This window comes from Limnothrix sp. PR1529 (assembly GCF_002742025.1).
GTDB lineage: Bacteria > Cyanobacteriota > Cyanobacteriia > CACIAM-69d > CACIAM-69d > CACIAM-69d.
Window position 1 is genome coordinate 34,047 of sequence record NZ_LIRO01000103.1, and the last position, 6,460, is coordinate 40,506.

The window sequence follows — 6,460 nt, forward strand, 5'->3', positions numbered from 1 at the left end:
CTGCTTGAGGCCTGGGGCTGCGGGCAGGAGTAGAGGGTTTGGGACTAGTTACTGCGGAGTTAAATAGATAGTAAGTAAGCGCATAGCAAAAGATAAAGACAGCAAGTCTGCTAATAACAGGAACAAAAGGTGACGCGAAGTTCTTAATGGTGTTCCTATCTTGCACTTTTTCTTCGGTACGATTAGACATGAGCTTTCGCTAGAAATGCGTGGTGACGGTAGTAATTAACCAAAAGAGCAGAAGCCCCAAGCCATCAACTGGAGGCGGATAGTGCTCAGTGCGTTATCTGCCCTCGTGGTGCGCTCAACTAAACATATCAGGAGCCATGTACGATTGATTTAGAACCGCATCTTAGAGCTAGCTTCCCCAAGATAGTCACTCAGCAAGAAAAAGAACATCAGACGTTCTAGCCGCTTAGTTTCTTCCTCATTTGAAGCATTTCGATCATCATCCAACTCAGCTTCAGCCTGAGCCAGGTTCACTATCCGCGTCCTAGCACGGCCACGAAGCTCATCTAGAAACTGTTGGTCAGGACTGGGGATAGGGGAAAGAAAAGCTCCGGCATCTTTTGCTTCAGCTACAAATTCATTAAATGCTGCAACAAGCTCCTTAAAGTCGCCCTCACCAAGACTCTCTTTCCCATCGGACTCCTGTGGGGAGTCAATGGGTGAACGATTGAGTAGCCCAAAGACAACTTCGTTTTTCGGCTGTTCGCTACGATCAATTTTGACATCAACCTTGTTGATATCAATCTTGACTCTGGATTCTTCCGTTTCGCCAATGCCGGCTCCCCTCTTGAGCATTGTGCCGAGCAATTTCTTAATTGCATCACGGTGAGTACTTACATCGTAGTAAATCCAATCTAATAATCGAGACCCATTGCCACCAATTCCAACAGAGAGACTAATTTGCTCCTTCGTTTCTATTAATTCTTTTATATCAGATTCCAACATACGCCCAATGTAAAACAACAGGCCTGAAACGCCAAGGGTTAAAAGGGAAATCACGTTGTTTCTCAAATCTCCGTTGGATGTGTGAAACCGAAAATTGTCTAGGAGCTTTTGTCCTTCTTTTTGAATCAGAAGGTTAAAATACAAGTTGAGGTCTTCACGCTCGTCCTTGTACGGTCCAGAATCGTTATCAATAACCCTTTGGTAAATAGATTTTTTTTCTCCATCGCCATTTTGTAGCTTTGAGGCGAGAACTCTTTTCAGTAAATCTTGCCCCGCAAACCGAACTGAGTCTTCATCTGAAAGTTTAATTGATCTCAGATCTTCTGCAATTCCCTTGTAAATAGTGATGTCAGAGGTGCTTCCTCCAACATCAATGACAGCGAGTAGGTCACGCGCAGCATTTCTACCACCTTCGCGCTGAATGAAGTACAGAACAGAAGCCTGACTTTCAGTTAATGCTTTCTTCGGAGAGGTCAACACTTCCAGTCCGTCTCCACCCCTTTTTTGCATTTCAGAACATATATATTCAAATACCTTGTTGAATTCATTGACACGCGTTTTGCTAAACGCACGAGGATAGGAGTAGCAAACTTCAACCTTTCGGTAGCCCTCTTTGAAAATTCTTGCCATCAAGATAGTCAGCAATTTTCCTAAAAAGACAGTTACCGCACTCTTATCGGTAGACTCACTAGACCACTTCAGCTCAGAATGCCAACGCCAATGCGCACTTGAGCCGCCCAGCTGAGGCATCGGCCCTGTTCCAGAATTTGCCAGAACAGAGCCAACCAAGTAAGCATGGAGCATCTTGGGCTCTTCATCTTCAAAGCTCTTGAGTCCCCTACCGTGACACTGGGTACTGAGACTAATCATTGAAGGAATAGGCCCCTCGTATGGATCTACAGACAAGAACTCCTTGTTCAGAAAAGACTCGTAATTCCTGCCGCTAGAAATTTCTGGGGCAAGTAGAGGCAGCAAGAGTGTTTCAAAAGTCTTAGATCCGTTGTGTTGTTCGTTTGCCGTTTTCCAATTCACACAAGTGTTAGTGCTGCCAAAGTCAACTGCAACATACACTTTTTGATCACTTCGGGCATCACATTGGAATGGGCTTCCATCCAAAAGGAGCAGGCCCAAGTCAAGAGTGTCATTTTCTTGAGAGTCATATCGGCTGACCCTAAAGTTAAGCGGGAATGAATCGGTGTAATAATATGTCGTTGGCGTTGCTGCCGAATCAGTCTTCTCAAGCTGGAATAGTCTGCACTTATCGACTTGAACAGGCTCAATATCAACCCAATTGTTAGCCTCGTTTATATTAACTACATCAAGAATGTTCTTGTAAACGATATAGTTTTTCCAATCCGGGGAAGCAAAGTTTGGCCAGACTCCCACAATTGGGTAACGATCTTTTTCTTTTACAATCATCCCTGATGATGAATACGTCTTGCTGACTTGCATCAGCTTCCCTGTCCTAGCCTTGATCGTGAGCGTCACCTTTACATCACTTTCCTGCTGCTTAGGCTTCACCCACTCAAGCTTCACCCACAGGGGTATCTTACCATTTTGATCTGGCTTGTTCAGTCCGCCCTGGTCAGTTACCAGGTCAAAAAAACCGAGAATTTCAGATCTCAAGGGAACAGCAACATTGAGATCATCCGGTACTTCAGTAGTTTTGAATAGGATATACCTCGTGAGATTTTTGGTTTGGTCTTTCTGGAAAACACAGATTTTCTCTGTGAAGAAATCCTCAAGCCATAGCACCGTGACTTGATCAGAGTCATGTTCGCTTCTGAGTCTACTTATAACCCTCTCCTGATAGTCTTGTGCCTTCAGCTCTTGCTCGATCGTTGAACCATAGGTTGTTCCCCAAACTTTAGTAGCGCTGAATCCCGGAGTCCCCTGAAACTGATTAGAAAGAACAAGATGCTTGCCAAAGAGCAGGGGCAAATTTAAATCGCTGTTACTTATTGACCAGACTGCTGAAAAGCATCCATACAGTCCAATATCATCACTGGGGTTGAAACCGGTCGTAATCTCAGTAAGTGAAGCCCCAAGATCTCCAGGCACCCCAAGAAGCTCAGCTCTGCTCTTGAAAACATCTAAGTGCCTCTTTAAAGAACGGCATGTTTTCGCAAAATCACTAGACAAATCTTCAACTTTGGTATGATCATGAGCCGGGCTGATGAAAGCTTTTTTTGCCCATCTTTTACGTTCTTCATCATCTCGGGAAAAGCCATCAAGACGTGAAATTGCTTCACTCAGCCACTTATTCAGTGCCCCCAGTCTTTCACTATTTTGTTGGGATTCTTCACTTAAGCTACCTAAAAAAGGATTAGAGAACCTCTTGGTTTCGCTATTGAACCAAGGTGGCAATGTGAGTTTTTCGTTTTCAGAAATTTCACTATAGTCAGCAGCAGGGACAATAAGCGTCCCGGGATTTAAAAGACCAACCGTCACACCTCCCATTTGCACCGCATACAGAAATTTCCAACAGTTACCATTACCTGGCGCAGCCAGTTTTAGCGCTTCTCCTTCTGCTCCCAGTTCGTCAAGATCGATTTTGGCGAAAGTTAAATTGACTACATAGAACTTGGAGAGGACTACGGCAGCAAAAAGCCCCATCCACTCTGCCAACACAGTTTCACTTAACTCATCTGTTGTTGATCCGTCTGTTGTTGCCGCCGCATTTCTCAGGGCACGACCAAGAAGAGTGCACTTGGCCCAAGGACTAGGAATGGCAGACCATAAAGGTTGACCCTCTTGGTTTATGTCACCCAGATTATTAATTGAGCTCTCCGATAGTGCTGTCAGCGTCCCCAGCAAGTCTTGAGGCTGAAGGTACAAAGCTCCACCTTGGTGTCCAAAGCTTGTATAGGTTAACAGTTCTTTCATGGCAGTCAGTCTCCATTATTTCCGTAAAATTACTTCACCAAGGAAATAAATACCTGGTACAAAAACGCAACGAAACCTGAGGTCGACAGCAACGGCAATTCTGGTGATGTTTTGTCTACCGAGCGTAACCAACGTTCTTGAAAAACTATAGCAGCCTCATTAAAGCTAATGGTGGCTTCCTGAATTTTTTTTGAAGGTTCTTCAAGGTTTGAAATTGTTTCTAGACGTTTTAAAACAACATCTATATCACTAGTATCTTCCCCCAGTAGAGATTGATCAACAAGGTCAATATTCGGCAGAGAACAAATTTCCGAGAGCCACTTTCTGGAATCTTCAAAATAATCATCGAACCCCTTGAAAGACTCATCGACCGTCTTTTGACTGCCTATCCAGCCAAAGAATTGATCGTACCAGACGTGTTGTGCAAGGCTCTCTTTACTTTTGACTAGAGCACGATACCCAAAATAGACGGTGTAGAACAAAATATACTGCTGCAATCGGGTTTTAAGAGATATTTCCCCTTTTATGTCAATTTGATTTAGATCATCCCATCCCCAAGGTTTTTTCAAATTCTCTGCTGATCTATCAACCTGGAAGTAGTAAGCCTGAGGTTTGGCACCATCGTCAACGTTCATCGTTAGGCTGCGGATTCCAGCCATAGCAGCATATAGTTCCACTATGTGCGATTGATTATCTTGAGCCTCTCCATTTGCCCGTGACGCATATTTATAGCAGGCTTCTAGCGCTGATTGTTTAGGTGCGCCGATTAAAAACAATGAGCTGATATATTCGCTAGAGGCTAAATCTCGGTAACGCTCCATTGATAGCATGGAAGCTGTAATGAACCGAGTGTCATCAATCGGGTAGTCGTCGCTTTTTCGGCTCTCAAAGCGAAAATAGGGCTGTAGCAAAACCAGATGAATTTTGACCTTCTTTTGCCCTTTTCGTCGATCGCCCAAAGCCGAAATCAATGCTGGAATCCCCGAAGCTCCAGTACCTCCAAACGTTGAACCGAAAATAACAATTCTTACCTCTTCTTCTCTGTCAGCAAACCTGACCGCATTGTCAATATCGTCCAGCAATGTCTTCCAGTATGGGTTATCTCCATTTTGATCATTATTACTGCTCAAAGCACGACTGAGCTCTCGTCCAAAGATGAAGGATCCAACAGCAGGTCGGGCGCAAAACCCTCCTTCCCTCTTCGGTTGAATTGTTAGATCGCTAGCGCTGTATAAAGCACCCATCAGCAGTTTTAGGGAGTCATTTCTATCCACTGCCTGCTTAATGGAATCATCACCCTGCTGCCAACACCAATTATCCTGGACTTCATACCCTACAGCAGCCCTACTCTCGCAGGGATGGAGTAACCTTGCACCCAAGAGGTTTGTTATGGGATCTTTCTGTAGCTTGGAAAGGGACTTGTTACAACGCCAGTAATGTGACGCAACTTTTACCGCACGCTTAACGTTGGCGTTTTCGCTGTCAGGGTCAACGAATCGTAAGCTGACACTTTCACCTTTCAAAAATCCGGCTCCAAGCAAATGAATCAATGAAAGTGCGCATTTTGCTCCAGTCCCCCCCACTGCAATCACATGTAAATTACCCATAGTTGCCTACCTTATTACTTCTACAGTTGATAGTAGCAGAAATTCCGAAGCCTGACAATGGAAATCAATTAGGTGACCTGAACAAGAAAAACACATTCCAATAAAAATCTTTAAAAAGCAAAGTCTTTTTCAAGTCAAATGAGCTTGCTTATTTTGCTGAAGATTATTTTCACAAAAGCTATCTAGATGAAGATCGCCCTAACCAAACAGCTTTAGACCAGTGAGACGACTTCGGCGTAATAACTGCCGCTGCGAGCCAGTAACAAAACATGTGCGCTCCCAATGGAATTAGCCACAACGCCAATGCAGGTGACCATGGAGCGTCCTGAAACCCAAACAAAGCGCCAAAAATGCAGTAAATCAAGGAAAAGAGAACCCCAACAACAAGATAGACGATAAACCAGCGCTTTCCTTCTCGTACCTTTGATAGGGGAGCATGAGCCTGACATGCCATCCAAACCCATGTTGCGCACCAACTCGCAACTGCCAAACCGAATGCAGCCCGAACAGCAAAGTCACGCCACTCATCGTGGTCGCCGCCTTTAAACACTCCCCACTGACCAATTGTTTGAGTTAAGACAGCTATGAACACGCCCACAATCATCCAGCCCAGAAAAGCAAAAAATCCATGAAGAGCGATATTTGTCTTGAATCTAAACATTGCTGTCATCCCATTACTTCAAAATTCACGAAACAAAAATCACCAAGCAGCAGATTTTCGTCATTCATTTTTATAGCAAAGTTTTTGTCAAAAACAATCTTCATTCACTCACTGAACAAATTGATGAGCCAACTAGCTAGGCTTCAAAAGTAACTGAGCTTCCAGAAGAGGATTAAACTCCTTGATTCGATTATAACTACTGCCTGACAAGTTGTAGCTATTCAGAAGTGTTGAATCTAAACACAAAACTTCATATTCTAGGCAACAAGAGTTTCTGGCAGTAAATCATAGCTCCAATGACTGATTGAGCCATAGCGACCGAGTACAACTTGCAAATATCGCAATTTATCTA

Annotated in this window: 4 protein-coding genes; all 4 read right to left on the reverse strand. The window is 44.0% G+C overall.

Annotated features, from left to right (window positions below; translation table 11 throughout):
• Positions 1-190, reverse strand: a 190-nt coding sequence (locus tag AMR42_RS21230) for a hypothetical protein (RefSeq protein WP_234407023.1), incomplete at its 3' end; no start/stop codon positions are given.
• 149 nt (positions 191-339) lie between these two features.
• A complete protein-coding gene (locus AMR42_RS14835) occupies positions 340-3,840 on the reverse strand; it encodes a hypothetical protein (protein WP_099534443.1) in 3,501 nt (1,166 codons plus the stop codon).
• 29 nt (positions 3,841-3,869) lie between these two features.
• Positions 3,870-5,447: a hypothetical protein gene (locus tag AMR42_RS14840; RefSeq protein ID WP_143473125.1), complete on the reverse strand. Its 1,578-nt coding sequence runs from the start codon at positions 5,445-5,447 to the stop codon at positions 3,870-3,872.
• Positions 5,448-5,625: 178 nt separating this feature from the next.
• A complete protein-coding gene (locus AMR42_RS14845; protein WP_099534445.1) occupies positions 5,626-6,117 on the reverse strand; it encodes a hypothetical protein in 492 nt (163 codons plus the stop codon).
• Positions 6,118-6,460: the final 343 nt, after the last annotated feature.

Bases quoted from the DNA above. Each gene is read 5' to 3' on its own strand.
- AMR42_RS14835 (WP_099534443.1), bottom strand. From the start codon at position 3,840: ATGAAAGAACTGTTAACCTATACAAGCTTTGGACACCAAGGTGGAGCT.
- AMR42_RS14845 (WP_099534445.1), bottom strand. From the start codon at position 6,117: ATGACAGCAATGTTTAGATTCAAGACAAATATCGCTCTTCATGGATTT.
- AMR42_RS14840 (WP_143473125.1), bottom strand. From the start codon at position 5,447: ATGGGTAATTTACATGTGATTGCAGTGGGGGGGACTGGAGCAAAATGC.